This is a genomic window from Mycobacterium tilburgii, assembly GCF_902168065.1.
GTDB lineage: Bacteria > Actinomycetota > Actinomycetes > Mycobacteriales > Mycobacteriaceae > Mycobacterium > Mycobacterium tilburgii.
Genome location: NZ_LR655705.1, coordinates 17493 through 42912 on the forward strand (window position 1 = coordinate 17493; position 25420 = coordinate 42912).

A 25420-nucleotide genomic window follows, 5' to 3' on the forward strand; every position below is an offset into this window, starting at 1 on the left:
ATATATGAATATATATATGAACGTATATACGAACGGGTTCGTTGCGCTACCGGCGTGGTGGCGACGCTGCGCCGGGCCGGGATGATCGCGCCGATGCGGCCCGACCGCTATCTGAAGATGGCCACCGCGATGCGCCGCGAAGGCATGGGCATGACCGTGGGTTTCGCCGGCACCGCGCAGCGCTGCCCGGACCGTCCCGCCCTGATCGACGAGCTGGGCACGCTGACCTAGCGAGAACTCGACGAACGGATCAACACGTTGGCCACTGCGCTGCAGGGCCTGTCCTCGGGTCAGCCGAAGGTCATCGGGATCATGTGCCGCAACCACCGGGGGTTCGTCGAGACGCTGGTCGCCGCCAACCGGATCGGCTCCACGTGGTGCTGCTGAAAACGTCCTTCGCCGGGCCGGCGATGGCAGACGTGGTCAACCGCGAAGGCGTCGACGCCGCCATCTATGACGAGGAGTTCACCGCGACGGTTGGACCGCGCGTTGGCCGACCGGCCGGGCGCCACCCGCATCGTAGCCTAGACCAATGGCCGGCACGACCTGACCGTCGAAAAGTTCATCGCCGGCCACGCCGGCGAGCGGCCCCGGCGGACCGGCCGCACCGGCAAGATGATCCTGCTGACATCCGGCACCACCGGAAGACCCAAGGGCGCCAAGCAGTCCGGCGGCGCCGACATCGGCACCCACAAGGCGATTCTGGACCGCACCCCGTGGCGCGCCGAGGAGACGATCGTGATCGTGGCGCCCATGTTCCACGCGTGGACCCATGTTCCACGCGTGGAGCTTCTCACAGCTGATCTTCGCCGCCTCGATTCGACCGGATCATGGAGTTACCCGCGGACGTCCGCAACCGCTACAGCTGCCGCTCCCTGCGCCTCGTCGCGGCCTCGGGATCGCGGATGTGCCCCGACGTCGTCACCGCGTTCATGGACCAATTAAGCGACGTGATCTACAACAACTACAACTCAACCGAGGCGGGCATGATCGCCACCGCCACACCCGCCGACCTACGCGCCGCGCCCGACACCGCCGGCAAGCCGGCCGGCGGAACCGAGATCAGAATTCTGGACCAGGAATTCGACGAGGTCCCGACCGGCGAGGTCGGCACCATCTACGTCCGCAACGACACCCAATTCGACGGGTACACCTCGGGTGTCACCAAGGATTTTCACGCCGGGTTCATGTCCTCGGGCGACGTCGGGTACCTCGACGAGAACGCACGACTATTCGCCGTCGGCCATGACGACGAGATGATCGTCTCCGGCGGCGAGAACATCTATCCGATCGAAGTGGAGAAACGCTCGCGGCCCACCCTGAGGTGGCCGAGGCCGTGGTGATCGGCGTGGACGACGAGCAGTACGGCTAGCGGCTGACGGCGTTCGTGGTGTTCGCGCCCGGCGCTCGACTCGATGAAGCCGCCACTGTCGAAACACTCAAGCAGCACTTCCGCGATAATCTGGCCAACTACAAAGTGCCACGCTAGATTTCGGTGATCGACGAACTCCCCGCGGCAGCACCGGCAAAATCCTGCGGGCCGAACTGCAAGCACGGGTGAGCAGCTGATGCGCGCGGCCGTCGAACTCCTCAACGCCGCCAACGGCTTACTTCCGCTGGTGCGCAAGGGCTACAGCACCGTGCTGGTGTTCGCGTTCGGCTGGCCGACCTCGGAAGTGCCCGGCATGTACTTCACCGCCTCGCTGCTCGACGCGCTTCGCCGCGCCCGGCGCGGCGACTTCGCCGGGCGCCGCGGCAACGCCGCGCTGATACTGACCGCCGCGTCATGGGCGATCCTCGCGGTGATCCGCTATCGCGGCGTCACCACTCCGGGACCGGTGCTGGAGGCCGGGCTGCGTGAACAACTGGGACCCGACTACACCGAGGCGCTGACCGACCTGCCGACCACCACGCCGCAGCGCCGCGGTCGGCGTAACCTGCCGCTGATCAACACCATGGCCCGCCGACGCTACGTCACGAAGACCAACGTTGTCACCTAAGGGCCGCACGGCCGGGCGAATCGCGCCGATATCTGACGTCGCCGGGACCTGCCCCGCGACGTCAAGGCGCCGGTGCTGGTGCAAGTTCCCGGGGGCGCGTGGGTGATCGGGATGCGCCGGCCGCAGGCCTACACCGCTGATGAGCCATCTCGCTGCCCGCGGCTGGATCTGCGTGTCCATCGGCTACCGGGTGTCCCCGATGCACACCTGGCCCGATCACATCGTCGACGTCAAACGGGCGCTGGCCTGGGTCAAGGAGAACATCGCGCACTACGGCGGGGATCCCGACTTTGTCGCCATCACCGGCGGATCAGCGGGCGGGCACCTGTCCACGCTGGCCGCGCTGACGCCCAACGATCCCGCCTTTCAGCCGGGCTTCGAAGACGCCGACACCTCGGGCGTCGCGTCCGTCCCCAGTGTACGGCCGGCACGGCTGGTTCTCCACCGAGGGTGAAGGCTGCCGCGAGTTCATCGAACTGCTCGAAAAGTTCGTTTTCAAGCGGAAATTCGCCACCAACCGCGACATCCACGTCGACGCGTCGCCGTTCCGGCGGGTGCGGACCGACGCGCCGCCGTTCTGCACGGCCACGACGACTCGCTCATCCCGGTCGGTGAGGCCCGCGAGTTCGTCGAAGAACTGCGGGCGGTGTCCAAGTCGCCGGTCTCTTATGCCGAATTGCCCAGCGCCCAGCACGCTTTCGACATCTTCAGTTCCCCGCGGGCACATTGGTCGGCCGAAGCGGTGGCGCCCGCCATGTATACCGGCATCGTCGGACCGAGAACGTTCGACACCACCAGGATTGATCGGGGCCAGGTTCCGGGACAGCCCGGTGGCCGTGTAGGCCCGAGCCGCCAGCTGCAACAGCCCGGACGGCGTGGTCTCGGTCAGGCCCATGATCTGATGGGTGGACAGCGCCTTGGCCATTTCCTTTGCGCTCTCCGTACTTTCGAAGATCGCGCGCAACCGCTCGGCGGGGTCCGCGATGTCGGTCACGAGCGACGCGTCATCGAGCCGATCTGGTTGCCGACGTCGGACTGCGAGTCGCCGGTCCGAGTGGACACCGGGATCTGCGCGATCAGCGGCTTGGTGAGCAATTCGCCCCGCTTTTGCAGATACTCCCGCGCCACGCCGGCCACCGGCGCCAGCACCACGTCGTTGAGCTTGACGCCTATCGCGTCCTTGACGTCCTTGGCGCGCGCCAATTCCACCCGGGTGCCGGTGATCATCTGGCGATGCGGCGAGACGGGCGCGTTGAACCGTCTGCTCCACCAGCCGCGCAATGCGGAACGGCGTCATGGCCCCGACGTTGATCAGCGCCCCGATTGCCCGGCGCTCCAGGCGGGGGAGCTTAAAGCCCACCAGGGAGCCGACCGTCTCGTGCTACGCCGGCCGGGGTTCGGGGGTGACGTCCAGCACAGGATCTCACCCAGGCCGGCACCCGACACACCGTCGACGATGGCGTGATGCATTTTGGTCAGCGTCGCGACGTGACCCCCTCGATCACCCAGAGCTCCCAGAGCGGCCGGGAACGGTCCGGCTTGTAGGGCATCAACCGGCCGACGAGTTCGTCTACCTCGCGCCGGCAGCCTGGGGTGAGAACCCCGATGCGGCGGATATGGAAGTCGACGTCGAGGTCTTCGTCCTCGACGAACCAGGGCCGGTCCAGACCGAGTGGTGATCCGGTGACCCCGCCAGCGCAGCTGCGGCAGCTCGGGGCAGCCGCAGTTGGCGAAGCCACGCAAGCTGAACTCGGGTGCATCGGTGGTGTCGCAGATCGCCAGCGCGCCCACGTGCATGTGCCAACCCGCAGTCTCGGCAGACCAAAACGCCGCATCGACACTCGAAAGCTGCTTCATGCGAAGACCGTAGACCCCGCCAGCAAACCGCGTCGAGGGATTGCCGACAATCTCCTCAGGCGTCTTCGAGCAAATCCGGCGTTACCACGGACTCGGTGTCCGGAATGCCGTCGACCTTTGCCTTCCGGTCGGCCATCGACAGCAATCGCCGGATACGGCCCGCCACAGCATCTTTCGTCATCGGCGGGTCGGCCAGCCGGCCCAGCTCCTCGAGCGAAGCCTGACGGTGTTCCACCCGAAGCTTGCCGGCCGACGCCAGATGGTCGGGGACGCTGTCGCCCAGGATTTCCAACGCCCGCTCCACCCGGGCGGCCGCAGCGACCGCGGCCCGAGCCGAGCGGCGCAGATTGGCGTCGTCGAAGTTGGCGAGCCGGTTGGCGGTCGCCCGCACCTCGCGCCGCATCCGGCGCTCCTCCCAGATCAGCCGGGTGTCCTGGGCACCCATCCGAATCAGCAGAGCGCCGATCGCCTCGCCGTCGCGAACCACCACCCGGTCGGCGCCGCGCACCTCGCGGGCCTTGGCGCTGACCCCGAGCCGGCGGGCCGCGCCGACCAACGCCAGGGCGGCCTCGGGTCCGGGGCAACTCACCTCCAGGGCCGAGGAACGGCCCGGCTCGGTCAGCGACCCGTGCGCCAGAAAGGCACCCCGCCAGGCGGCTTCGGTGTCGGCGATACTGCCCCCGACGACCTGGGCCGGCAGGCCGCGCACCGGGCGCCCGCGCATGTCCAGCAATCCGGTCTGCCGGGCCAGCGCCTCGCCGTCGTTGGCCACCCGCAGCACATAGCGGGTGCTCTTACGAATCCCGCTCGCCGACAACACATGCACGACGGCGTTGTAGCCGTACAGATCGAAGATGTCCTTGCGCAGCCGGCGGGCGATGTTGCCCAGGTCCACTTCGGCCTCGACGACCACCCGGCCGCCCACGATGTGCAGGCCGCCGGCGAACCGCAGCAGGGAGGTGACCTCCGCTCGGCGGGCACTGACCGACTTCACTACCAAGCGGCTCAGCTCGTCCTTGACTTCGGTCGTCATCGCCACGCGTCGTCACCCCTTGGTCCGCTGCTGGCCGGTCCGTTCACGCCGTCGGTGAGGTTCACCGTCGACCCGAATCTCTGCGGTGGCCTTCGCCGAAGGCGCTGCCGGGCCCGCACGGCCTGTGCGAAACCCGTCCAGGGCCGCCGCGAGCTTGCCCGGGTCATGTAAAGGTGTACCAGGTCGGACCACGTCGACGAAGTGGACCTCGGCCCTGAGCAGGGTCGCGGTGCGGCGCAACTGCTCGCGCTCTCGTTCGCTGGGAACGCGATCGGCGTCGATGATGATGTCGTGCACGGTGAAACCGGGCGCGTGCTGGGCCAGCACGTGCAGGTGCCGCTCCACCGAGAAGCCCGCCGTCTCCCCCGGCTCGGCCACCAGGTTAAGCACCAGCGCCCGGCGGGCCGGGGTGACCTGCAGCGCGGCCGCCAGCTCCGGGACCAGCACATGCGGGATCACGCTGGTGAACCAGGAACCGGGGCCCAGCACCACCAGGTCCGCGGCCATGATCGCGTCGACGGCCTGCCGGGTCGCCGGCGGATCCGGCGGCAGCAGCCGCACCCGGCGCACCTTTCCCGGCGTCGTCGCGATGGCGACCTGACCGCGGATCGATCGGAAGATCCGTGGATCGGCCTCCAGCCCGGAAACGTCGGCCTCGATCTGCAGCGCTATCGGGCACATCGGCAGCACCCGGCCCTTGACCCCGAGGATGCGGCCCAGTTCGTCGAGGGCGGCGACTGGGTCGCCCAGCACCTCGGATAGGCCCGCCAGCAACAAGTTGCCGATCGGATGCCCGGCCAGCGCCCCGCTGCCGCCGAATCGGTGCTGCAGGATGGTCGCCCACAACTGCCCGTACGGACTGTCAGATGCCAACGCTGCCAAGGCCATTCGCAGATCGCCGGGTGGCACGACATCCAGCTCGCTGCGCAGCCGGCCCGACGAGCCGCCGTCATCGGCGACGGTCACCACCGCGGTGACGTAGGGGGTCAGCCGGCGAGCGGCAGACAGCGTCGCGTACAAGCCGTGTCCGCCGCCGAGCGCGACGATGCCCTCGCTATGTGGTGGGCTCATTCGCGGCCCAGATCCCGGTGCAGCACCCGCACCGACAGTTGGGCTCCAGTCTGGTGGGCCCGCAGCCGCCGCATCAACGCCTCCGCGATCGCCACGCTGCGGTGCTTGCCGCCGGTACAGCCGATCGCGACCGTCATGTAGCGCTTGCCCTCCCTGCGATAACCCTCGACAACAAGGGCCAGCAACCGATCGTAGGCGTCGAGGAAATCCGCCGCCCCCGGTTGGCCCACCACATAATCGGCCACCGCCGGGTGCTGCCCGGTCAGCGGGCGCAACTCGTCGACCCAGTGCGGGTTCGGCAGGAAGCGCACGTCCATCACCATGTCGGCATCCATCGGCAGCCCGTACTTGAAGCCGAACGATTCGACCGTGACGCTGGTCGACAGATCGGTGTCGCCGCCGAACGCCCGCTCGATGCTCTCCCGCAGGCCCCGCACCGACAGGGTGGAGGTATCGATGATCAGGTCGGCGGTGGCGCGCACCGGCGCCAGCATCCGGCGTTCGGCGGCGATGCCCTCGGCCAGCGTCTGCTGGCCCTGCAGTGGGTGGCTGCGCCGGTTCTGTTCGTAGCGGCGGACCAGCATGTCGTCGGACGCCTCCATGAACACCACGCGCGGGTTGATGTTGCGGGTGGCCAGTTCGTTGCGCACCTCGTCGAGGTCGCCGGTGAAGCCGCGGGACCGGACGTCCATGACCACCGCGAGCTGGGTGATCCGTGACCCGGCGGCCAGCCCGAAATCGACCATCCGGGTGATGAGTTGGGGCGGCAGGTTGTCGGCGACGTACCAGCCGAGATCCTCGAGCACCTTGGCCGCCGTACCGCGCCCGGCCCCGGACAACCCGGTGACCAGGACGACGTCGATGCCCGCCACCGGGCCCTGCTGCTGGTCACTGTCCCCGACCCGGCTCGTCATGCGCCGGCTCCGGACTGTTCGGCTTGTCCGGGCTGCTCGGCCGGTGGGGGTCGGAGCACCTCTAGGACAGCCGTGGCCGTTGCCACGCCGATACCCGAAACGGCGGTGATCTGGTCGACGGTGGCCTCCTTGAGGCGGGCTATCGATCCGAAGTGGGTGACCAGCGCCTTGCGGCGGTATTCTCCTAATCCTGGCACCGAATCCAGCGCCGAGGCGGTCATTCGCTTCGATCGCTTGCTGCGATGGTAGGTGATCGCGAACCGGTGTGCCTCGTCACGCACGCGCTGCAGCAGGTAGAGCCCCTCGCTGTTGCGCGGCAGGATGATCGGATCCGGCTCGGCGGGCACCCACACCTCTTCCAGCCGCTTGGCCAGGCCTATGACCGCGACGTCGGTGATCCCCAGCTCGTCGAGCACCGCACTGGCCGCGTTGACTTGCGGGGAGCCGCCGTCGACGACGTACAGGTTTGGCGGGTAGGCGAACCGGCGCGACTTGCCTTCCGGAGAAAGCATATTGGGGTCGTTCTGCTCGCTGAGGTGACGCGCGAAGCGGCGCCGGGTCACCTCGGCGATGGAGGCGACGTCGTCCGAGCGGCCCTGCCCGGCGGCTTCCCGGATCTCGAAGTGACGGTAGTCCGACTTGCGCGGCAGACCGTCCTCGAACACCACCAACGACCCCACGACGTCGGTGCCCTGCACATGGCTGATGTCCACACACTCGATCCGCAACGGCGCGTCGGCCAACCCAAACGCATCCTGAATATTCTGCAACGCAGCGGATCTGGCGTTGAAGTCGCCGGCGCGCTTCAGCTTGTGTTGCTGCAGCGCCTCTTTCGCGTTGCGCTGCACCGTTTCGGCGAGCGCTCGTTTGTCACCGCGACGCGGCACCCGCAGCACGACCCGGGATCCGCGCAACCCTGTGAGCCAACTGGCCAACTCGTCGACGTTGGACGGCAGGCACGGCAGCAGCACCTGGCGGGGAACCGGGTTGACGGCCTCGTCGGCGGCACCACCCAGCTCGGCCTGATCACCGTAGAACTGGGTCAAGAATTGTTCGACCAACTGCTCTTCGCCCGAATCGCGTGGGTCGGCCGACTTTTCGACGATCCAGCCGCGCTGACCGCGAACCCGGCCACCGCGGACGTGGAACACCTGCACCGCGGCTTCGAGCTCGTCGTCGGCAAAGGCCACCACGTCGGCGTCGGTGCCGTCACCGAACACCACCGCCTGTTTCTCCATCGCCCGCCTCAGCGCGCCGATGTCGTCGCGAAGCCGCGCGGCCCGTTCGAAGTCGAGCTGATCGGATGCCGCGTGCATCTGCTGCTCCAGCTCCCGGGCGAAGCGATCGGTCTTGCCGGACAGGAAGTCACAGAAATCGTCGACGATCTGCCGATGTTGCTCGGGGCTGACCCGACCGATGCACGGCGCCGAACACTTGTCGATGTAGCCGAGCAGACACGGTCGGTCGATCTGCTTGTGCCGCTTGAACACTCCGTGCGAGCAGGTGCGAGCGGAGAACACCCGGGTGAGCAGATCCAACGTCTCCCGGATCGCCCACGCGTGCGAGTAGGGACCGAAGTACCGCACACCCTTGCGGCGCGGGCCCCTGTAGACCATCAGCCGGGGAAATTCCTCGTTGAGGGTGACGGCCAGCACAGGGTAGGACTTATCGTCGCGGTAACGGACGTTGAAACGCGGATCGAACTCTTTGATCCAGTTGTACTCCAGCTGCAAGGCCTCCACTTCGGTGTTGACCACCGTCCACTCGACCTTGGCCGCGGTGGTCACCATCTGCCGGGTGCGGGGATGCAGATTCGCGATATCGGCGAAGTAGGACGTGAGCCGGCTACGCAGGCTTTTGGCCTTACCGACGTAGATCACCCGGCCGTGCATGTCCCGGAATCGGTAGACGCCGGGCTCGACCGGAATGGATCCGGGAGCGGGGCGATACGTGACGGGATCTGGCACGTATCCAGGCTAGTAGCCGGAAAACGGGGGCCGGCGAACCGGGATCGCGTGGCGCAAATCGGCCGGCGCAATACCGGACGCGCCCGAGGCACAGTGTTTGGGCGTTTGGGCGACTTCAGTTGATCTAAGCCCCGTGTTAGCTGTGGCGCTAGAGTGGGTGCAACAGCTGGAGGGAGCTTTCACATGAGCAAACGACCGTTGGCCGGGCTGGCCGTGGGGATTGGTTGTTTGGCGTTGTCGTTGAGTGTTGGGGCCGGGGTTGTGTCGGCGATCCCCGATGTCGGTCCGATGGTGAACACCACCTGCACCTACGACCAGGCGATGCGCGCCGTACACGCCGAAAATCCGATGGCCGCGCAGTACCTCGACCAGTCGCCGCCCAACCTGCAGTTCCTGCGGACGTTCATGGCGTCGACGCCCGATGAGCGGCTGAATCTGCTGAAGGCGATTCGGAACAACCCGGGCGCCGACCAGGCCTTCCCGATATTCCGGCAGATGATGATCAGCTGCAAGAACTACTGAGCGAGTCTCAGGTAGTTCGGCTGTCGAGTTGGGCGGGGCGCTTCGATGCCCAGTCGGCCATCGGAAACCCGCTTTCGGCGTCGTACGCCGACGCCAGCAAGACGGTTCGCGCGAGCGCGACCAGCCCGTAGTCGCAGGTCCAGTCGGAACGGGTCATCGTCCACACCAGCACCCTGTCGGAGGTGATGGTGAACAGGCTGAGGTGCATCGGCATCGGCCGAAAGTCGCCCTGCGGGCTGTGGCCGACGGCATCATCGTGGCATTTCGACACAGCGCCAAAACTCTTTCGCACCACGTCGTGCGGATTGAGCTTCTTGTCGTAGTTGTCGATGGATTCGGCGTACAGGGCTTGGCCGTCGACCTGATATGACGATTCGGCGTGATCGGCGGAGCGCGGCGAACCCTTGAACAGCAGTGCCGCGTTGCATTCGGTTGGCGTGACACTGGTGAAGTACGTGGCGCCCACCGGCATCGTCGTGGCCGGGCCGAGTGGGGTGCTGGCCCCGCCCTGAAGCAGCAAATCCCGCGCACGGAATCGGCGCGAAGGCGGGTGCGGCCGACCGTAGCACTCCGGACGCTCCGGGGTGCCCGGATCGCCCGACCGCTGACCGATGTCGTGCACGCACACAACGCCGCTGCGACCAAGACCGAATGCGGCGATCCCCCGCAAATGCCGTGTCATCGAGCGATTCTACGACAAAGTCGCCGCTCGTGGCTCAGCGCGCGCCGAGGTCGGGACGATAGCGGGCAAACAGCGATCGGACGGTGTCCATCGCCGCGACGGCCCGGTCCTTGTCGACGGCCTGTATCGCCATCACCGGAATGTATTCGTCGTTGGGCAGGTCGATGTGCGCCCAGCGGCTCCCGGCGGGAAACGAAACGCCGACGACCTCCGACCACGGGATCAACCTGTCCCCCAACAGGTTTCGCACCGATACACCGGGTTGCCCGACGTGCAGCCGCGGGCGGGCGAACAACAGCACCGCCCCGGCGATCACCAGACCGAGGACGGCGATCGCCACCTGGTCAGCGGTCTGGAAGACCACACCGCTGGAGCTGACCTTGAGCACCACGCCGACGGCAATGTGCGCCGCGGCTATCAGAAATGCTGCCCCGTAAGCGAATAACGGCGTCCAATGCGGGCGCAGCTCGGCATCCCAGTTGGCACCGTCGGCAGGCCTGGTCACGACCGAGCGCGCAGGTCACGCAAGGCCAGCGCGGCGGTCAGCGCGGCGCCGGCGGCCTGCGCGCCCTTGTCCTCCGCGGAGTTGGGCAGCCCCGCCCGGTCCAGTGCCTGCTCCTCGTTGTTGGTTGTCAGCACCCCATTGGCGACCGGCGTCGACGCGTCCAGGGACACTCGGGTCAGACCCTGCGTCACCGCGTCACACACGTATTCGAAATGCGGTGTGCCGCCGCGGATCACAACGCCCAGGGCGATGACGGCGTCGTAATTGCGGGCCAACTCCTGGGCCACGACCGGAATCTCGATCGCGCCGTGCACCCGCACCACGGTGGGGTTGTCGATCCCCGACCGTGCCACCACCCGCTGGGCGCCGGCCAGCAGTGCGTCACAGATCGTGCTATGCCAGGTGCTGGCAACGATGCCGAGCCGCAGGCCGGACGCGTCGAGCTCGCCCAGGTCAGGTTCGCCGGCTCCACTCATATGCGTCGCTTCTCCTCATCACTTCGTTCTGCATCGTCGCCAACGCGACTCATTTGCGTCACTTCTCCGAGTCGACTCACAAAGCGCCACCGAATTCGCCCGGAAAATGGACGAATTCGTAAAAGTCGTCCAGGCCGGCCAGGTCGTGCCCCATCCTGTCCCGTTTGGTCATCAGGTAGCGGATGTTCTCCGCGTTGGCCCGCACCGGCAGGGAGACGCGTTCGATGATGTGCAGCCCGTACCCGTCCAGCCCCACCCGCTTGGCCGGATTGTTGGTCAGCAGCCGCATCGAGCGCACACCCAGGTCCACGAGGATTTGAGCGCCGATTCCGTAATCTCTTGCGTCAGCCGGTAATCCGAGCTTGAGGTTGGCGTCCACGGTGTCCGCGCCGGCATCTTGCAGCTGGTAGGCCTGCAGCTTGTGCATCAAGCCGATGCCGCGACCCTCGTGACCGCGCATGTAGAGCACCACGCCACGCCCCTCGCGGGCCACCATCGCCATCGCCGCGTCGAGTTGCGGTCCGCAATCGCATCGCCGTGAGCCGAACACGTCTCCGGTCAGACATTCGGAGTGCACGCGCACCAGCACGTCGTCCCCCTCGCCGTTGGGCCCGGCGATGTCGCCGCGGACCAACGCGACGTGTTCGACGTCTTCGTAAATGCTCGCGTAGCCGATGGCCCAAAACTCGCCGTGCCGGGTCGGGATGCGCGCTTCGGCGATGCGCTCGATGTGCTTTTCGTGCTTGCGGCGCCATTCTATGATGTCGGCGATGGTGATCAGCGCCAGGTCGTGCTCGTCGGCGAATACCCTCAGCTCATCGGTCTGGGCCATCGCCCCTTCGTCCTTCTGGCTGACGATCTCGCAGATCGCGCCGGCCGGCTGCAGGCCGGCCATCCGGGCCAGGTCGACGGCGGCTTCGGTGTGGCCGGGCCGCCGCAGCACACCACCGTCCTTGGCGCGCAGCGGAACGACGTGACCGGGACGGGTGAAGTCGGTGGCGCTGCTGGCCGGGTCGGCCAGCAGCCGCATCGTGGTGGCGCGATCGGATGCCGAGATGCCGGTGCCCACGCCGAGCCGCGCGTCCACGGTGACGGTGTAGGCGGTCCCGTGCTTGTCCTGGTTGAGCACATACATGGGCAGCAGGCCCAGCCGGTCGCAGATGGCGCCGTCGAGGGGAACGCAGAGGTAGCCCGAGGTGTAGTGCACCATGAAGGCCACCATCTCCGGCGTCGCCTTCTCGGCGGCGAAGATCAGATCGCCCTCGTTCTCGCGTTCCTCATCGTCGATAACGACGACGGCTTTTCCGGCCGCAATGTCGGCAACCGCCCTTTCGACGGAGTCCAACCTCGTCATCTGCGCTGCCTTGCTGTCGTACCGACCAACACGCGAAGCCCGCGTATTGCATCAAGTATGAACCACGCCGAGCACCCTGTTATTCGCGGCTTTCGGCACCATATCGATGACGACGTTGCAAGTCGCGCGGCGTTCATGCAGCGCCCGTTGTCCTGGTCCTGTTCGGGCGGGCGATCGTGTGGCGCAGACAGCTGTCTGAGGCCAACCGAGGTGTCGGAAAGTGGTCAGACGGTGCGGCGAACCAGCATTTGGATGACTTGCACGCCGGCGCAGTCGACCGTGTAGTGGGCCAGCCAGCGGCCGACCGAACCACCCGCCTCGATGTAGTGCGTCCACCGGCTGACGGCGGCGGTGACGGAGGGGTACGTGGAGTACCGCCCCAGCGACACGTCGCGGCCGTCGTTGCCGACCAACTCGTAGCTGGTGTGGTCGCGCACGCAGTGTTCGACGATCGTCAGCGTGGTGTCGTTGCCTTCTTTGCTCCACACGGCCCGTGATTCCGCTTCGGCCTTCCGGCCGGCAAGTGTCGCCACCGCTTCGAATGCGAGGTCTTCGTAGACAGCCTCGGCCAACCTTTCAACGTACATTTCTGCTGCTCATTCGCTGAAATGGTGCGGCCGGCCTCTGTCATTTGAGAATGTACCTGCGAAGGGCTGCGCGGGGATTTAGAACAGGCGTGTCGCCATGGTGTAGTGCGATTGTGACTATCGTTATGAAACTGTAATCTTTTGCCTCGGCCTCAGCGCCAGCTGGCCGGCAGATCGATGATGTGATTCGGGCAGAAGTCCTGCGCCGCAAGCGAGATGACGTTGCGGGCGTCCCCGGCCGACATCCTGCCGCGCAACACCATGAACGCGTATTCGGCAGGTTGGTAGCGTGCGTCGCGGCCCGCCGGATCGTCCATCAGCTGGCACGCTTCCTTTTCCTCGGTTGCGTCGGCGGCGGCGACACCACCGCCCGCCAGCGCTGCCATCCCGAGTAGGACACCGGCCGCGAGCAGCGCCACGACGTTCATCGGACGCTCACTGGTCTCTGGCGGCCAGCAGCCGTTCGACGTACTTGGCGATCACGTCGACTTCGAGGTTCACCTGAGTGCCGACCGGTGCGTGCCCCAGCGTGGTCAGTTCCCGGGTGGTCGGGATCAACGAAACCTCGAACCAGTCCCGGGGTTCGGCGCCGAGGTCGGAGACCGTCAGGGAAATCCCGTCGACGGTGATCGACCCTTTCTCCACGACATAGCGAGCGATCGACGACGGGATCTCGATGCGCACCACTTCCCAGTGCTGCGACGGCGTGCGGGACACCACCCGACCGGTCCCGTCCACATGCCCCTGCACGATGTGGCCGCCGAGCTGGCTGTTGACCGCCGCAGCGCGCTCCAGGTTTACCCGCTTTCCGACGTCCAGGCCACCGAGGTTGGAGCGGTCGAGGGTCTCGGCCATCACGTCGGCGGTGAACTGCCCGTCGGCGAATAGCTCGGCGACCGTCAGGCATACACCGTTGACGGCGATCGAATCGCCATGGCCGGCGTCGGCAGTGACGACGGGTCCGCGGATGGTCAGGCGTGCTGCATCGGTGAGGACATCTCGGCCGGTTACCTCTCCGAGTTCCTCGACAATTCCGGTGAACATTCCACCAGGCTAATTCGCCCCCGCTTTGCCTGGTGAGCGGCCACGACCGCCCGAAGACGCGACCGCGGCGTACGGCCGTTGAGGCCCCGCGTTCCGGAGGCCCGTCAATTGAGACCCTCTACGATGCACGGTATGCAGACACGCCGCCGTCTCACGGCCGTCCTTGCTTCCCTGACCCTCGCCACCGTCCTGATCGCGGGTTGTTCGTCGGGTTCGAAGAACAGCGGCGGGCTGTTGCCCGACGCCACCGCTCTCGTCAAGAAATCCGCCGACACCACCAAGACCGTCAAGAGCGTGCACCTGGTGCTGTCGACCGAAGGCAAGATCCCCGGGCTGCCGATCAAGAAACTGACCGGCGACCTGACCACCACCCCGAGCACCGCGGCCTCGGGCAACGCGCAGCTGTCGATGGCCGGCTCCGACATCGACGCCAACTTCGTCGTCTACGACTCGGTGCTGTACGCCACGCTGACCCCGAACAAGTGGAGCGACTTAGGTAAGGCCTCCGACGTCTATGACGTCTCCGTGCTGCTGAGCCCGGCGGACGGCCTGGGTAATGTGCTGGCGAACTTCACCAACGCCAAGGCCGAAGGCCGCGAGACGATCAACGGCCAAACCACGATCAAGATCAGCGGCAACGTCGCACCGGACGCGGTGAACAAGATCATCCCGTCGCTGAGCGCGACCCAGCCGATGCCCGCCACGGTGTGGATTCAGGAGACCGGCGACCACGAGCTGGTCCAGGCCAACCTGCAGAAAAGCCAGAGCAATTCGCTCCAGGTTACGCTCTCGGATTGGGGTAAGCCGGTCACCGTCACCAAGCCTCCGGTGAGCTGATCAGCATGCGGGCAGGACCCGGAATCGCGATCAGCGCCGGCAGCTTGGCCGTGCTGCTAGGCGCGCTGGATGCCTATGTCGTCGTGACGATCATGCGCGACATCATGAGCGACGTTCACATCCCGATCAACCAGCTACAGCGCATCACCTGGATCATCACGATGTACCTGCTCGGGTACATCGCCGCGATGCCGCTGCTGGGCCGGGCTTCGGACCGCTTCGGCCGCAAGCTGGTACTGCAGGTCAGCCTGGCGCTGTTCATCATCGGCTCGGTGATAACCGCGCTGGCCGGGCACCGGGGTGACTTCCACCTGTTGATCGCCGGACGCACGGTGCAGGGCACCGCCAGCGGCGCGCTGCTGCCGGTGACGCTGGCCCTGGGCGCCGACCTGTGGGCGCAGCGCAACCGCGCCAGCGTGCTGGGCGGCATCGGTGCCGCCCAGGAGCTCGGCAGCGTGCTGGGCCCGCTGTACGGAATCTTCATCGTCTGGGTGTTCCACGAGTGGCAGTACGTGTTCTGGATCAACGTGCCGCTGACCTTGATCGCGATGGTGGCGATCCAGTTCAGCTTGCCGTCGCATCAGCAGGTCGACGATCCCGAGAGGGTCGACGTGGTCGGCGGGGTGCTGCTGGCCATTGCGCTGGGCCTGGCGGTCATCGGGTTGTATAACCCACAGCCGGACGGCAAGACCATCCTGCCCAGCTACGGGCTACCGCTGGTGATCGGCGCCGTCGTCGTCGGCGTGCTGTTCATCTTGTGGGAGCGCTTTTCCCGCACCCGGCTCATCAATCCGACAGGCGTGCACTTCCGGCCGTTCCTGTCCGCCCTGGGCGCCTCGGTGTGCGCGGGCGCGGCGCTGATGGTGACGCTGGTCAACGTTGAACTGTTCGGCCAGGGCGTGCTGCAGATGGACCAGACGGCGGCCGCCGGTTTGCTGTTGTGGTTCTTGATCGCGCTGCCGGTCGGGGCGGTGTTGGGCGGGTGCATCGCGACCCGGATCGGCGACCGCGCAATGACATTCATCGGGCTGCTGATCGCCGCGTACGGGTACTGGCTGATCCACTACTGGCGCCAAGACGTGATGAGCCAGCACCACGACGTCTTCGGTGTCAGCCTGCCGCTGGTGCACACCGACCTGCTGGTGGCCGGTCTGGGAATCGGCCTGGTGATCGGGCCGTTGACCTCGGCCGCTCTGCGGGTGGTTCCCTCGGCCCAACACGGCATCGCGTCCGCGGCGGTGGTGGTGGCCCGGATGACGGGCATGCTGATCGGTGTTGCGGCGCTGAGTGCCTGGGGGTTGTACCGCTTCAACCAGATCATCGCGAGGCTGTCGGCGAAGATCTCGCCGGATGCGACCCTGTTCGAACGGGTCGCCGCTCAGGCCACGCTGTACATCAAGGCGTTCGCCATGATGTACGGCGACATCTTCGCGGCCACGGTCGTCATCTGCGTGGTGGGTGCGCTGCTGGGTCTGCTGCTCGGCAGCCGCAAACACCACGCCGAGGAGCCCGCACTGCCCGCGCAGGAGACTGTTGCGCTGGGCAAGCACTAGCTAGCCGATCTGCGGCACCAGGCTCAGCAGCAGATCCGGACCGATCCGGTCGGCCCCGTCGAAACGCCACCGCAACGCACGCGTGATGGTGGGCACCCCGACGTCGATGACGGTGACCGGGCCACCCAACAGGATCGGCGCGACGTAGGTCAGGATCCGGTCGATGACCCCTTCCCGCAGGAAGGCACCGGCCAGCGTGGGACCACCTTCCAGCAGGATGTCGGTGCGGTCTGACAGCGCCTTGAGCACCTCCAGCGGGTCATGGGTGCGGATCACCATGGTGCGCGAGTCGTCGTTGAGAACCTTTGCCTCGGGCGGTATTTCACGGGTGCCGACCACCACGCGCAACGGCTGCTTGCCGGCCAGTGATCCGTCCGGCTGCCGGGCGGTCAGCACGGGATCGTCGGTCAGCACAGTGCCGGTCCCGACGATGATCGCGTCGGCGGCGGCGCGGCGGCGATGCAGGTCCAGCCGAGAGGCCTCGCTGGAGATCCACTGGCTGGTGCCGTCGACGGCCGCGCTGCGGCCGTCGAGGCTGCTGGCGTACTTCCAGGTGACGTGCGGCGAGCCGGTGCGTTGTTTGTGCAACCATTCGCGCAACGGCCCGCGGGCGACGTCGTCGGCGAGCACGCCGGACTGCACGTTCACCCCCGCCGCGGACAGCCGGGCCGCGCCGCCGGCCGCGATCTCGTTCGGGTCGGCGACGGCGTAGACGACCTTCCCGACACCCGCGGCAAGCAGCGCGTCCACGCACGGCGGCGTCTTGCCGTAGTGGTTACACGGCTCCAGGGTGAGGACCGCCGTGCCCCCGGCCGCCAGGCTGCCCGCGCGGCGCAGCGCCAGCACCTCGGCGTGGTTGCCGCCGGCCGGCTCGGTGCCGCCCACGCCGACCACCTGGGCGTCGGCGTCCAGGATCACCGCCCCGACGGGCGGGTTCGGATGGGTGCGACCCTTGACCAGGTTCGACTGTTCGATCGCCACACGCATTGCGGCGTCGAGACTTTCGACCTGATGGCCGCTCACTGCCGTAGGTGCGGCGACGCGGCGAGCGCCTGGCGCCGCAGCGCCTCCACCGCCGCCGCGGGGTCGTCTGCGCCGTAGACCGCGGAACCTGCGACGAAGCAGTCGACGCCGGCCTCGGCGGCCTGTGCGATGGTGTCCGCGTTGACGCCGCCGTCGATCTCGACCAGGATCGTCAGCTCCTCCGCGTCGATCAGCTTGCGCGCGGTGCGGACCTTGCTGAGCACCTCGGGGATGAAGCTCTGGCCGCCGAAGCCGGGCTCGACCGACATGATCAGCAGGGTGTCGAACTGCGGCAGGATTTCCAGGTAAGGCTCCAGCGGGGTTCCCGGCTTGACGCTGATGCCGGCTTTGGCGCCGGCCGCGCGAGTGTCGCGGGCCACCCCGACCGGGTTGTCGGTGGCCTCGGCGTGGAAGGTGACGTTATAGGCGCCCGCCTCGGCATAGGACGGTGCCCAGCGGTCGGGGTTGTCGATCATCAGATGGCAGTCCATCGGGATGCGCGTGGTGGCCAGCAGGGCCTCCACCACCGGCAGGCCGATCGTGAGGTTAGGCACGAAATGGCCGTCCATCACGTCAACGTGCAGCCAGTCGGCGCCATGCACCGCGGCCGCCTCGTCGGCGAGCCGGGCGAAGTCCGCGGCCAGGATCGACGGCGCTACCAGGGGTCCTTCAGTGCTGCCAGCCATATCCGCCAGCCTATCGAGGGCCGGCGCTTGCCCTCACGCCAGGCGGCGCAGCGCCGCCCCGAACATGGCGTCGGTGCCGTGCCGGTGCGGCCACAATTGCACATACGGTCCGTCGCCCGACTCCGCGGGCTCGAACAACGGACGAGTATCCAAGGCGGACACCGGATGCCGCCGCAGCGCGTCAGCTACCACCCCGAGCGTCTCCGCCAGGTGCGGCGAGCAGGTCGAGTACAGCACCACACCGCCGGGGCGGGTCAGCGCGATCGCGGCGCCCAGCAGCTCGCGCTGCAGCTTGGCCAGGGCCGGCACGTCGGAGCGCTGTCGGCGCCAGCGCGCCTCGGGCCGCCGGCGCAACGCCCCCAGCCCGGTGCAGGGCACATCGACGAGCGCCCGGTCGAAACCCGGCTCGAGGCCGCTCTCGCGCCCATCGACCCGCCGCACCTCGACGTCGAGCCCCCGGGTGTTCTCGGCGACCAGCTCCGCCCGCGCCGGCGATGGCTCCACGGCCGTGACCCGGGCGCCGCGCTCGGCGCCCAGCGCGGCCAGCAGCGCGGTCTTGCCGCCCGGCCCGGCGCACAAATCGAGCCACCGTCCGGTATCCCCATCGACCGGCGCCAGGGTGAGCGCGCGGGCCACCAACTGACTGCCTTCGTCCTGCACCAGGGCCTGCCCGTCGCGCACGGGTGCCAGTTGTCCGGGATCACCACCCGGCAGGTACACCGCGTACGGCGAGTAACGGCCCACCGTGCCACCGACCGCATCGGCCAGCTTCGCCGTGCTGAGCACGCCCGGGCGGGCCGCCAGGTGCACCTGTGGGCGCTCATCATCTCTGGCGAGCACGGCGTCGAGGTCGCCGGCGTCCGCGCCAAGCGCGTCGGCGAAGGCCTGGGCGATCCAGCGCGGGTGGGCACGTACGAACGCGGCGTGCCCGATCGGGTCGCGGGCCGGGTCGGGAGCCAGCTCGTCCAGCCAGGATTTCTCGTCCCGCCCTGCGATGGTGCGCAACACACCATTGACGAAACCTGCTCGCGCCGAATCGAATTCTATACCAGCCTGTTCCACCGTGGTGGAAACCGCGGCGTGCGCGTCGACGCGGGTGCGCAAAAGTTGGTAGCTGCCCATCCGCAGCAGATCGAGCAGTACCGGATTGATCGTCTCCGGCGGGCGTCCGGCGGCCTCGGCGATCACCGCGTCGAGCAGCCCGCGGGTACGGCAGGTGCCGTAGGTCAGCTCGGTGGCGAACGCCGCGTCGCGTCCGGTGATGCCGCGGTCACGCAGCAGCGCGGGCAGAGCCAGGTTCGCGTAGGCGTCGCGCTCGCTGACGGCGCGCAGCACCTGAAAAGTGGCGGCCCGGGCCGGATCCAGCGGTTTGTGCCGTCTCGGCCGGGCGGGCCGGCGCTGTTTGGGGGCCGATCTCATGATGCCCGCGTCCCCGCGTCGAGACGCGCCCCGCGCGCCCAGTCGACGGCGTTCATGAGTTTCTTGCCGGACGGCTGAATCATGTTCAGCCGCACCGGTTCCGACCCAGTCCCAATCCGCACGCATTTGCGATCTACTTGAATAGCGCCGGGCGGCAACACCTCTGGGGCATCCAAATCGACATGCACCGGCCACACCTTGACTCGCAGGTCGCCGATCATCGTCCAGGCGCCGGGGTTGGGCGTGACGGCGCGGATGCGGCGCTCCACCACCGCGGCCGGCAGGTCCCAGCACACCCGCGCCTTCTCGACGGTGATCTTCGGCGCGATGCTGACCCCGTCGGATGGTTGCGGCTGCGGCGTCAGGGTGCCGTCCTCGATGCCGTCCAGCGTGGCCGACAGCAAGGCCGCGCCCGAAACGGCAAGTCGCTCAAGCAGATCTCCCGCGGTGTCGGTGGCCTGGATCGTTTCGGTGACGACGCCGTAGACCGGTCCGGAGTCGAGACTGGATTCGATCTGAAAGGTCGTCGCTCCGGTGATCGAGTCGCCCGCGCCGATGGCGGCCTGGACGGGCGCCGCGCCGCGCCAAGCCGGCAACAGCGAGAAATGCAGGTTGACCCACCCGCGCGGCGGCACCGCCAGCAGCCCCTCGCGTAGCAGCGCGCCGTAGGCCACCACCGGGCAACAGTCGGGCGCGAACTCGGCCAGTTCGGCGATGAACTCCGGCGACTTCGGCCGCGAGGGCCGCAGCAACGGGATGCCGCGGTCGAGCGCCTCGCGGGCCACCGGCGACGGCTGCGGCGTACCGCGGCGCCCGGCGGCATCGGGCCGGGTCAGCACGGCGACGACCTCGTGGCGAGGCGAATCGATGAGGCGGCGCAACGAGGGCAGCGACGGTTCGGGGCTTCCGGCGAAGACAAGACGCACGGGCACAGTCTAGGAAGGTGGCATCCGCGTCGCGCGATCCGTGCTCCCAGCCGCCTTTCAACCGCTGCTCAGCAAACGCCAATGTTACCTAGCTACATTGTTGTTTATACATACTATTTCTAAAGGGCACTATTCACTGGCGAGCCGGTGCCCTGCCACCGACTCGGGAGGTCCGATGACGCTCGACACCACCAGCCGCGAAGACCTGGCGACCATGCATCGGGCGCTGTGGGCGCTGGGCGATTATGCCCTGATGGCCGAAGAAGTGATGGCGCCGCTGGGCCCAATCTTGGTGTCCGCCACAGGTATTGGAGCTGACGTCCGAGTTCTCGACGTCGCCGCCGGGTCGGGCAATATCTCCCTGCCCGCGGCCGCGACCGGTGCCGCCGTCGTTTCCACCGACCTCACGCCGGAGCTGCTGGCACGCTCCCGGTCCCGCGCCGCGGCGCGCGGGTTAACGCTGGACTACCGGGAGGCTAACGCGCACGCCCTGCCGTTCGGCGATGGGGCGTTCGACGTCGTGATGTCGGCGATCGGCGTGCAATTCGCGCCCGACCATCAGCGCGCGGCCGACGAGCTGGTCCGGGTCTGCCGTCCGGGCGGGACGATCGGGGTGATCAGCTGGACCCCTGAAGGATTCTTCGGCCGCATGCTGGCCACCATCCGGCCGTACCGGCCGAGCCTGTCGCCGGCCGTGCCGCCGGCGGCGCTCTGGGGACGTGAACGCTACGTCGCCGGACTCCTGGGCGATCGGGTGGGTCGCATCACTACGGTGCGAAGCACGCTGGACGTTCGCCGATTCGATTGCGCCACAGCGGTTCACGACTACTTCAAGAATCACTACGGCCCGACGATCGAGGCCTACGCCAACATCTCCCACAATCGGGTGCTGGTCGCCGAACTCGACGCCCAGCTCATCGAACTGGCGCAGGAGTATCTGACCGACGGCACCATGGGGTGGGAGTACCTGTTGGTCACCGCCGAAAGGCGGTAGCGATCCCTAGAGATCGATATCGACCGACGCGTCGGGTCCGCCGGCCGCGGTGAACGCCGTCAGGGCGCGTACCAGGCCCTGACGCTCAGCTGGCGGCATCTTCTCCACGATCGCGGCGATCTCGGTGCGCCGGTACGCGGTGACCCGGCGCACCACGTCGCGGCCGCGTTTGGTGAGCGCGGCGATCAGCTCGCGGCGCGACGTCGGGTGCGGGAGGCGATCAGGCCGGCGGCGACCAGTCGATCGACCATCCGCCCGGTTGCCGACGGCTGCACCCCAGCAGATTGGCCAGTGTGGCCAGGTTCACCGGGCCGCGATGCGACAGGATCACCAGGGTCCAAAATTGTGCCATCGCGATGGTTTCGTCGAACTGGGCGATCGCCCGCGCCGAGATGCTCACCAGCAACCGGGGGCGGTGATCAGCGCATCAGTTGATGACATCCAGCGAATCGTCGACTTCCGTCACGTCCTCCGTGGTCATTCAGCGTTCCCTTCCCATGCCCGGAACCGGGCTGAACAGTTGAAAGTGCACCGCCCCGAATGACATAGGGAAAAGACCATTTCTCATGCATAATATCCTGCGCACAAGCGTTTCCGCTCGGTGGCCGCACTAACCGATTTGCAGCGGATCGATCTGCACCCGGACCGGTTTATTCTCCTGCCGAGCGCTGACCACGCCGATGCCGCGCCGCAGACTCGTCGCCAATTCCAGGCCATCTTCGCGGCGCACCCGCACCAGCATCCTGCTCACCGGCAAGCCGGTCGGGGTGCCAGGCGGGCGGCACACCCCCGGCGGCAGGTCGACGGGGCCGAGCAGCTCGGCGCCGTCGGGAAGCCGAGCCGCCTCCAGCAGCGCGGTCACCGCGGCGGCCGACCCGTCGATGGCCGCCATGTGCACGGCGGGCGGCAGGCCGACCTCACCGCGACCCGTCAGCTCCGCCTCCGCGTGACCGACCGGATCCCAGCGGATCAACGCTTGCACGGTCTGGTTGGCCGACTCGGCGATCACCGTCACCACCCCGCCGCGGGGACGCACCAGCGCCGCGGCGCTCATCCAGCGCCACAGCGCGTCCTCGGCGGCCCGCAGGTCCTGCCGGCCCAGCAACGCCCAAGTGTCCAACAGCAGCGCTGCCCCGTAGCCGCCATCCGCGTGGGGCTCGGCACCCGGCGTCGCGACCACCAGGGCGGGCCGGGCGGCGACCTCGGCCACGACCGCGTCGCCGGCCGAGGCGATCACCGGCGTCCCGGCGAAGGCGCGGCCCAGCTCCTCAGCGGTGCGCCGTGCCCCGATGACCACCGCGCGCACCGACTCCGACCCGCACAGCGCGCAGCGCAGCACCGGCTCGCCCCGTCCGCACCACCGGCATACCGCGCCCGGTCCGCCCTGCTGCAACGACTCGGCCAGCGACAGGGGCCCGGTGCAATGCCGGCAGCGCGCGACGGTGCGACAGCGGTTGCAGGCCAGCGACGGTATGTAGCCGCGGCGGGGCACCTGCACCAGCACCGGGGCGCCGCCCTCCAGCGCGGAACGGGCGGCGCGCAATGCGATGGACGGAATCCGTGCCGAGCGCGCGGCCGGGTCGCGCTCGGCGGCGTAGCCGGTGTCGTCGAGCGCGACCACCCGCGCCGTGCGTGCCCGCACCACGGGCCGGGTGGCGACGATGTCGTGCGCCCATCCGCTGCACACCAGGGCGTGCGCCTCGGCGGTGCGGGCATAGCCGCCGATCAGCGCCGCGCACCGCGCCTGGTGCGCGCGCAGCATCGCCACCTCACGGGCGTGCGGGTACGGTGCGCGCGGCTCGGACAGGCTGTCATCGGCATCCGACCAGACCATCACCAGCCCCAGATCGGTCAGCGGTGCGAAGACCGCGCTGCGGGTTCCGATCACCATCCGCGCCGTGCCCCGCAGTGCCGACAGCCAGCGCCGATAGCGGGCGGCCGGGCCGATCCCCGCCGACAACGCCGCGACGCTGTCGGGGCCGATTCGGGCGGTAGCGGCCAACCACAGCGCGTCCAGATCCCGCTGATCGGGCACGATCGCCAGCACCGCGCGGCCGGCGCGGACCGTCTCCGCGGCGGCCTCGGCGAACCGGTCCGCCCACTGCTCCCCCGGCAGCGCCTGCCACACGGCGCGGGCGGCCCGCGATTCGGCCAGCGCGGTCAGAAACTGTGCGCCCCGGCCGTAGACCTCCCAGCAGGATGGGTCGACGGGCGCGACCTGCGCGGGGGGCGGGATCGCGGTGACCTCGCGCTCGACCCGGGCGTGCCGTGCCGGGATCGCCAGCCGCAGCACGTCCGGGCGGGTCCCAGCGTAGCGCGCGGCCACGGCGTCGACGAGTAGGCGGATTTCCGGGGTAAGCACCGGCTCGGGCGACACCACACGATCGAGCCAGCCCAGCTTGCCGGCGTGATCGGTGTCGTTGCGACGTTCCAACACGAACCCGTCGACCAGCCGGCCGTGGAACCGGACCCGCACCCGAACCCCGGGCTGCGCGTCGTCGGACTGCTCGGCCGACACAAGGTAGTCGAATTCGCGATCCAGGTGCGGCGCGGACAGCATCGGCAGCACCCGGGCAATCGACTCCACCTCGACGGGTGTGCGCGCGCTCATGGCGCCCTCGAGTCACCAAATACGTTGTTTGCCGCCATGATTACCGTTCGTGGCCACACCGTAGCAGCGACCGCCGACAGTCAGCCTTCGACGGGCTTGGCGTCATCGTCGGGTGCGGCCCTGCCCGGCCACGACGTACACCGTCACCGGCAGGACTTCAGGTTGTCCTGGCCCAGATGCGGCCAGAACCAGACCAGCAGCGCGGCTGCGTAAGACACAGCAGCACTATCACTACGATCCAGGCCCGCGACAGCACGCCCTTAACGACCAGCGGGGACATCGCGCCGATGAAGCACAGGTGCGCGCACAAAAACGCCGCCAGCCCCAGCACGAACGACATGGTCCACCACGGGATGGCCAGCCGCCAGTCGCCGGTAGCCGACAGTAAAAACGCGTGCATCAGCCAGCGTCGTTCGCTAACGATGGGGTGAGCGCGCGGCCACGGTCAGCAGCAACGCCATCAGCGCCTTGAACGGCGGACTGTCCGGTGAGCGCCATCCCGGGTGGGGACTGCACCGCGATCACGGTAGGTACACGCCGTAGGCGATGCCCGCCCAGCAGGCCGCCACCCAGCCGCCCGTCAGCACGCGGAGTGTGCGTACGGTACCTCCATGCCCCGCTTCGACAAAGCCGACGAGAAACCTCCTATCGACCCCATCTTGCTGAAGGTACTCGACAAGGTACTCGACGCGGTTCCGTTCCGACTATCCACCGACGACGGCATCGACGCCGCACGTCAGCGGTTTCGCGATCTGCCGCGCCAGCCCGTGCATCCCGAACTGCGGGTCGAGGATCTCACCATCGACGGCCCGGAAAGCCCCATCAACATCCGGATCTATTGACCGCCAACCGATTCCGATGCGACACCGCTTGTCGTGGTGTATTTCCACGGCGGCGGGTTTTCGTCATCGGCGACCTGGACACCCGCGATCGGCACCGCCCGCCAGCACGCGGTGGGCGCCGGCGGGGTCGTGGTGTCGGTCGATTACCGGCTGGCTCCCGAGCACCCGTATCCGGCGGCCGTCGAGAACGCGTGGGCCGCGACGCGGCGGCCGCGCACGGTGCCGACCCCACCCGAATGGCCGTCGCCGGGGACTCCGCGGGCGGAACCCTCGCGGCGGCGGTCGCCCAGCGGGCTCGCAACGAGGGCGGCTTGACGCTCGCTTTCCAGCTGCTGTGGTATCCGTCGGTGCTCTGGGACGCAACGCTGCCGTCGTTCGCCGAGAACGCCAGCGCACCGATCCTCGACACCAAGGCCATCGCACAGTTCTCCCGCTGGTATGTCGGTGACGCGGACCTGGCCAACCCGCCGGTCGGGATGGCGCCGGGCCGGGCTACGGACCTGGCCGGGCTGCCGCC

Annotated in this window: 19 protein-coding genes and 8 pseudogenes; 8 read left to right on the plus strand and 19 right to left on the minus strand. The window is 68.1% G+C overall.

The window, feature by feature from the left end:
* Positions 1-81 precede the first annotated feature (81 nt).
* Both FQ389_RS08675 and FQ389_RS08680 read left to right on the plus strand, forming a co-directional pair.
* A pseudogene (locus FQ389_RS08675) lies at positions 82-1569 on the plus strand (AMP-binding protein).
* Positions 1569-2748 (plus strand): annotated as a pseudogene (locus tag FQ389_RS08680) (alpha/beta hydrolase); the annotation flags it as partial. The pseudogenes FQ389_RS08675 and FQ389_RS08680, both read left to right, overlap by 1 nt.
* On the opposite strand, the pseudogene FQ389_RS08685 reads toward FQ389_RS08680, so the two are convergent.
* The 5 genes and pseudogenes from FQ389_RS08685 to uvrC form a co-directional block, all read right to left on the minus strand.
* A pseudogene (locus FQ389_RS08685) lies at positions 2745-3857 on the minus strand (wax ester/triacylglycerol synthase family O-acyltransferase); the annotation flags it as partial. The pseudogenes FQ389_RS08680 and FQ389_RS08685 sit on opposite strands and share 4 nt — an antisense overlap.
* A 55-nt stretch (positions 3858-3912) precedes the next feature.
* A complete protein-coding gene (whiA, locus tag FQ389_RS08690; protein WP_144206842.1) occupies positions 3913-4890 on the minus strand; it encodes a DNA-binding protein WhiA in 978 nt (325 codons plus the stop codon).
* A pseudogene (locus FQ389_RS08695) lies at positions 4887-5961 on the minus strand (YvcK family protein). Before FQ389_RS08695 ends, whiA begins: the two are co-directional and overlap by 4 nt.
* The gene (gene rapZ / locus FQ389_RS08700; protein ID WP_144206844.1) at positions 5958-6875 is read right to left on the minus strand and encodes an RNase adapter RapZ; all 918 of its coding nucleotides are present in this window, start codon (positions 6873-6875) and stop codon (positions 5958-5960) included. Before rapZ ends, FQ389_RS08695 begins: the two are co-directional and overlap by 4 nt.
* Entirely contained in the window at positions 6872-8842 is a 1971-nt protein-coding gene (uvrC, locus tag FQ389_RS08705) for an excinuclease ABC subunit UvrC (protein ID WP_144206846.1), read from the minus strand. Before uvrC ends, rapZ begins: the two co-directional genes overlap by 4 nt.
* 183 nt (positions 8843-9025) lie before the next feature.
* On the opposite strand from uvrC, the gene FQ389_RS08710 reads away from it, so the two are divergent.
* Entirely contained in the window at positions 9026-9364 is a 339-nt protein-coding gene (locus FQ389_RS08710) for a hemophore-related protein (protein ID WP_144206848.1), read from the plus strand.
* Between the two features lie 7 nt (positions 9365-9371).
* Here FQ389_RS08710 and FQ389_RS08715 read toward each other — a convergent pair.
* From FQ389_RS08715 to FQ389_RS08745, 7 genes and pseudogenes are all read right to left on the minus strand, one after another.
* Positions 9372-10009 (minus strand): annotated as a pseudogene (locus FQ389_RS08715) (hypothetical protein).
* 71 nt (positions 10010-10080) lie between these two features.
* Positions 10081-10551 (minus strand): PH domain-containing protein, encoded by a 471-nt coding sequence (locus tag FQ389_RS08720; protein ID WP_144206850.1) that lies wholly within the window; start codon positions 10549-10551, stop codon positions 10081-10083.
* The gene (ribH, locus tag FQ389_RS08725; RefSeq protein WP_144206852.1) at positions 10548-11027 is read right to left on the minus strand and encodes a 6,7-dimethyl-8-ribityllumazine synthase; all 480 of its coding nucleotides are present in this window, start codon (positions 11025-11027) and stop codon (positions 10548-10550) included. The genes FQ389_RS08720 and ribH overlap by 4 nt, the downstream gene beginning before the upstream one ends.
* 76 nt (positions 11028-11103) lie before the next feature.
* Positions 11104-12381, minus strand: coding sequence for a bifunctional 3,4-dihydroxy-2-butanone-4-phosphate synthase/GTP cyclohydrolase II (locus FQ389_RS08730; protein ID WP_144206854.1), 1278 nt, complete (start codon positions 12379-12381; stop codon positions 11104-11106).
* 224 nt (positions 12382-12605) lie between these two features.
* Positions 12606-12953 (minus strand): hypothetical protein, encoded by a 348-nt coding sequence (locus FQ389_RS08735; RefSeq protein WP_144206856.1) that lies wholly within the window; start codon positions 12951-12953, stop codon positions 12606-12608.
* Positions 12954-13120: 167 nt separating this feature from the next.
* Positions 13121-13396: a hypothetical protein gene (locus tag FQ389_RS08740; RefSeq protein WP_144206858.1), complete on the minus strand. Its 276-nt coding sequence runs from the start codon at positions 13394-13396 to the stop codon at positions 13121-13123.
* Positions 13397-13403: 7 nt separating this feature from the next.
* The gene (locus FQ389_RS08745; protein ID WP_144206860.1) at positions 13404-14012 is read right to left on the minus strand and encodes a riboflavin synthase; all 609 of its coding nucleotides are present in this window, start codon (positions 14010-14012) and stop codon (positions 13404-13406) included.
* A gap of 132 nt (positions 14013-14144) precedes the next feature.
* On the opposite strand from FQ389_RS08745, the gene FQ389_RS08750 reads away from it, so the two are divergent.
* On the plus strand, positions 14145-14849 hold the full coding sequence (locus FQ389_RS08750) for an LppX_LprAFG lipoprotein (protein ID WP_186296328.1): 705 nt from the start codon (positions 14145-14147) through the stop codon (positions 14847-14849).
* Between the two features lie 5 nt (positions 14850-14854).
* Entirely contained in the window at positions 14855-16402 is a 1548-nt protein-coding gene (locus tag FQ389_RS08755) for an MFS transporter (protein ID WP_144206864.1), read from the plus strand.
* Here FQ389_RS08755 and ribD read toward each other — a convergent pair whose 3' ends face one another.
* From ribD to fmt, 4 genes are read right to left on the minus strand one after another with little or no spacing between them, the layout of a single operon-like run.
* Complete coding sequence (ribD, locus tag FQ389_RS08760; protein WP_407662821.1) at positions 16403-17389, minus strand: bifunctional diaminohydroxyphosphoribosylaminopyrimidine deaminase/5-amino-6-(5-phosphoribosylamino)uracil reductase RibD; 987 nt, start codon at positions 17387-17389, stop codon at positions 16403-16405. It abuts the gene before it with no gap.
* Positions 17390-17421: 32 nt separating this feature from the next.
* Positions 17422-18111, minus strand: a complete 690-nt coding sequence (gene rpe / locus FQ389_RS08765; RefSeq protein ID WP_407662815.1) for a ribulose-phosphate 3-epimerase — start codon at positions 18109-18111, stop codon at positions 17422-17424.
* 33 nt (positions 18112-18144) lie between these two features.
* On the minus strand, positions 18145-19530 hold the full coding sequence (locus FQ389_RS08770; RefSeq protein ID WP_144206870.1) for an RsmB/NOP family class I SAM-dependent RNA methyltransferase: 1386 nt from the start codon (positions 19528-19530) through the stop codon (positions 18145-18147).
* Positions 19527-20456, minus strand: coding sequence for a methionyl-tRNA formyltransferase (gene fmt / locus FQ389_RS08775; RefSeq protein ID WP_144206872.1), 930 nt, complete (start codon positions 20454-20456; stop codon positions 19527-19529). Before fmt ends, FQ389_RS08770 begins: the two co-directional genes overlap by 4 nt.
* 175 nt (positions 20457-20631) lie before the next feature.
* Between fmt and FQ389_RS08780 the strand changes: the two genes are divergently transcribed.
* Positions 20632-21450 carry a class I SAM-dependent methyltransferase gene (locus FQ389_RS08780; RefSeq protein ID WP_144206874.1) on the plus strand — a complete coding sequence of 273 codons (819 nt, stop codon included), beginning with the start codon at positions 20632-20634 and terminating at the stop codon, positions 21448-21450.
* A 6-nt stretch (positions 21451-21456) separates the two neighbouring features.
* Here FQ389_RS08780 and FQ389_RS08785 read toward each other — a convergent pair.
* From FQ389_RS08785 to FQ389_RS21205, 3 genes and pseudogenes are all read right to left on the minus strand, one after another.
* Positions 21457-21931: pseudogene (locus FQ389_RS08785) on the minus strand (MarR family winged helix-turn-helix transcriptional regulator).
* A gap of 129 nt (positions 21932-22060) precedes the next feature.
* Positions 22061-24061, minus strand: coding sequence for a primosomal protein N' (locus FQ389_RS08790; RefSeq protein WP_186296329.1), 2001 nt, complete (start codon positions 24059-24061; stop codon positions 22061-22063).
* A gap of 129 nt (positions 24062-24190) precedes the next feature.
* Positions 24191-24674, minus strand: a pseudogene (locus FQ389_RS21205) (lysoplasmalogenase family protein); the annotation flags it as partial.
* On the opposite strand from FQ389_RS21205, the gene FQ389_RS22320 reads away from it, so the two are divergent.
* Together FQ389_RS22320 and FQ389_RS22325 are read left to right on the plus strand one after the other, a co-directional pair.
* Entirely contained in the window at positions 24673-24903 is a 231-nt protein-coding gene (locus FQ389_RS22320) for a hypothetical protein (RefSeq protein WP_407662817.1), read from the plus strand. The pseudogene FQ389_RS21205 and the gene FQ389_RS22320 sit on opposite strands and share 2 nt — an antisense overlap.
* An 18-nt stretch (positions 24904-24921) precedes the next feature.
* Positions 24922-25370 (plus strand): annotated as a pseudogene (locus FQ389_RS22325) (alpha/beta hydrolase fold domain-containing protein); the annotation flags it as partial.
* Between the last annotated feature and the right edge of the window lie 50 nt (positions 25371-25420).

What these genes read in the sequence shown, in the direction of transcription:
- FQ389_RS08745 (WP_144206860.1), bottom strand. Translation starts at nt 14,012, where the DNA reads ATGTTCACCGGAATTGTCGAGGAACTCGGAGAGGTAACCGGCCGAGAT.
- rpe (WP_407662815.1), bottom strand. Translation starts at nt 18,111, where the DNA reads ATGGCTGGCAGCACTGAAGGACCCCTGGTAGCGCCGTCGATCCTGGCC.
- FQ389_RS08730 (WP_144206854.1), bottom strand. Translation starts at nt 12,381, where the DNA reads ATGACGAGGTTGGACTCCGTCGAAAGGGCGGTTGCCGACATTGCGGCC.
- rapZ (WP_144206844.1), bottom strand. Translation starts at nt 6,875, where the DNA reads ATGACGAGCCGGGTCGGGGACAGTGACCAGCAGCAGGGCCCGGTGGCG.
- FQ389_RS08710 (WP_144206848.1), top strand. Translation starts at nt 9,026, where the DNA reads ATGAGCAAACGACCGTTGGCCGGGCTGGCCGTGGGGATTGGTTGTTTG.
- FQ389_RS08780 (WP_144206874.1), top strand. Translation starts at nt 20,632, where the DNA reads ATGACGCTCGACACCACCAGCCGCGAAGACCTGGCGACCATGCATCGG.
- ribD (WP_407662821.1), bottom strand. Translation starts at nt 17,389, where the DNA reads ATGCGTGTGGCGATCGAACAGTCGAACCTGGTCAAGGGTCGCACCCAT.
- ribH (WP_144206852.1), bottom strand. Translation starts at nt 11,027, where the DNA reads ATGAGTGGAGCCGGCGAACCTGACCTGGGCGAGCTCGACGCGTCCGGC.
- whiA (WP_144206842.1), bottom strand. Translation starts at nt 4,890, where the DNA reads ATGACGACCGAAGTCAAGGACGAGCTGAGCCGCTTGGTAGTGAAGTCG.
- FQ389_RS22320 (WP_407662817.1), top strand. Translation starts at nt 24,673, where the DNA reads ATGCCCCGCTTCGACAAAGCCGACGAGAAACCTCCTATCGACCCCATC.
- FQ389_RS08740 (WP_144206858.1), bottom strand. Translation starts at nt 13,396, where the DNA reads ATGAACGTCGTGGCGCTGCTCGCGGCCGGTGTCCTACTCGGGATGGCA.
- FQ389_RS08790 (WP_186296329.1), bottom strand. Translation starts at nt 24,061, where the DNA reads ATGAGCGCGCGCACACCCGTCGAGGTGGAGTCGATTGCCCGGGTGCTG.
- FQ389_RS08755 (WP_144206864.1), top strand. Translation starts at nt 14,855, where the DNA reads ATGCGGGCAGGACCCGGAATCGCGATCAGCGCCGGCAGCTTGGCCGTG.
- FQ389_RS08750 (WP_186296328.1), top strand. Translation starts at nt 14,145, where the DNA reads ATGCAGACACGCCGCCGTCTCACGGCCGTCCTTGCTTCCCTGACCCTC.
- FQ389_RS08770 (WP_144206870.1), bottom strand. Translation starts at nt 19,530, where the DNA reads ATGAGATCGGCCCCCAAACAGCGCCGGCCCGCCCGGCCGAGACGGCAC.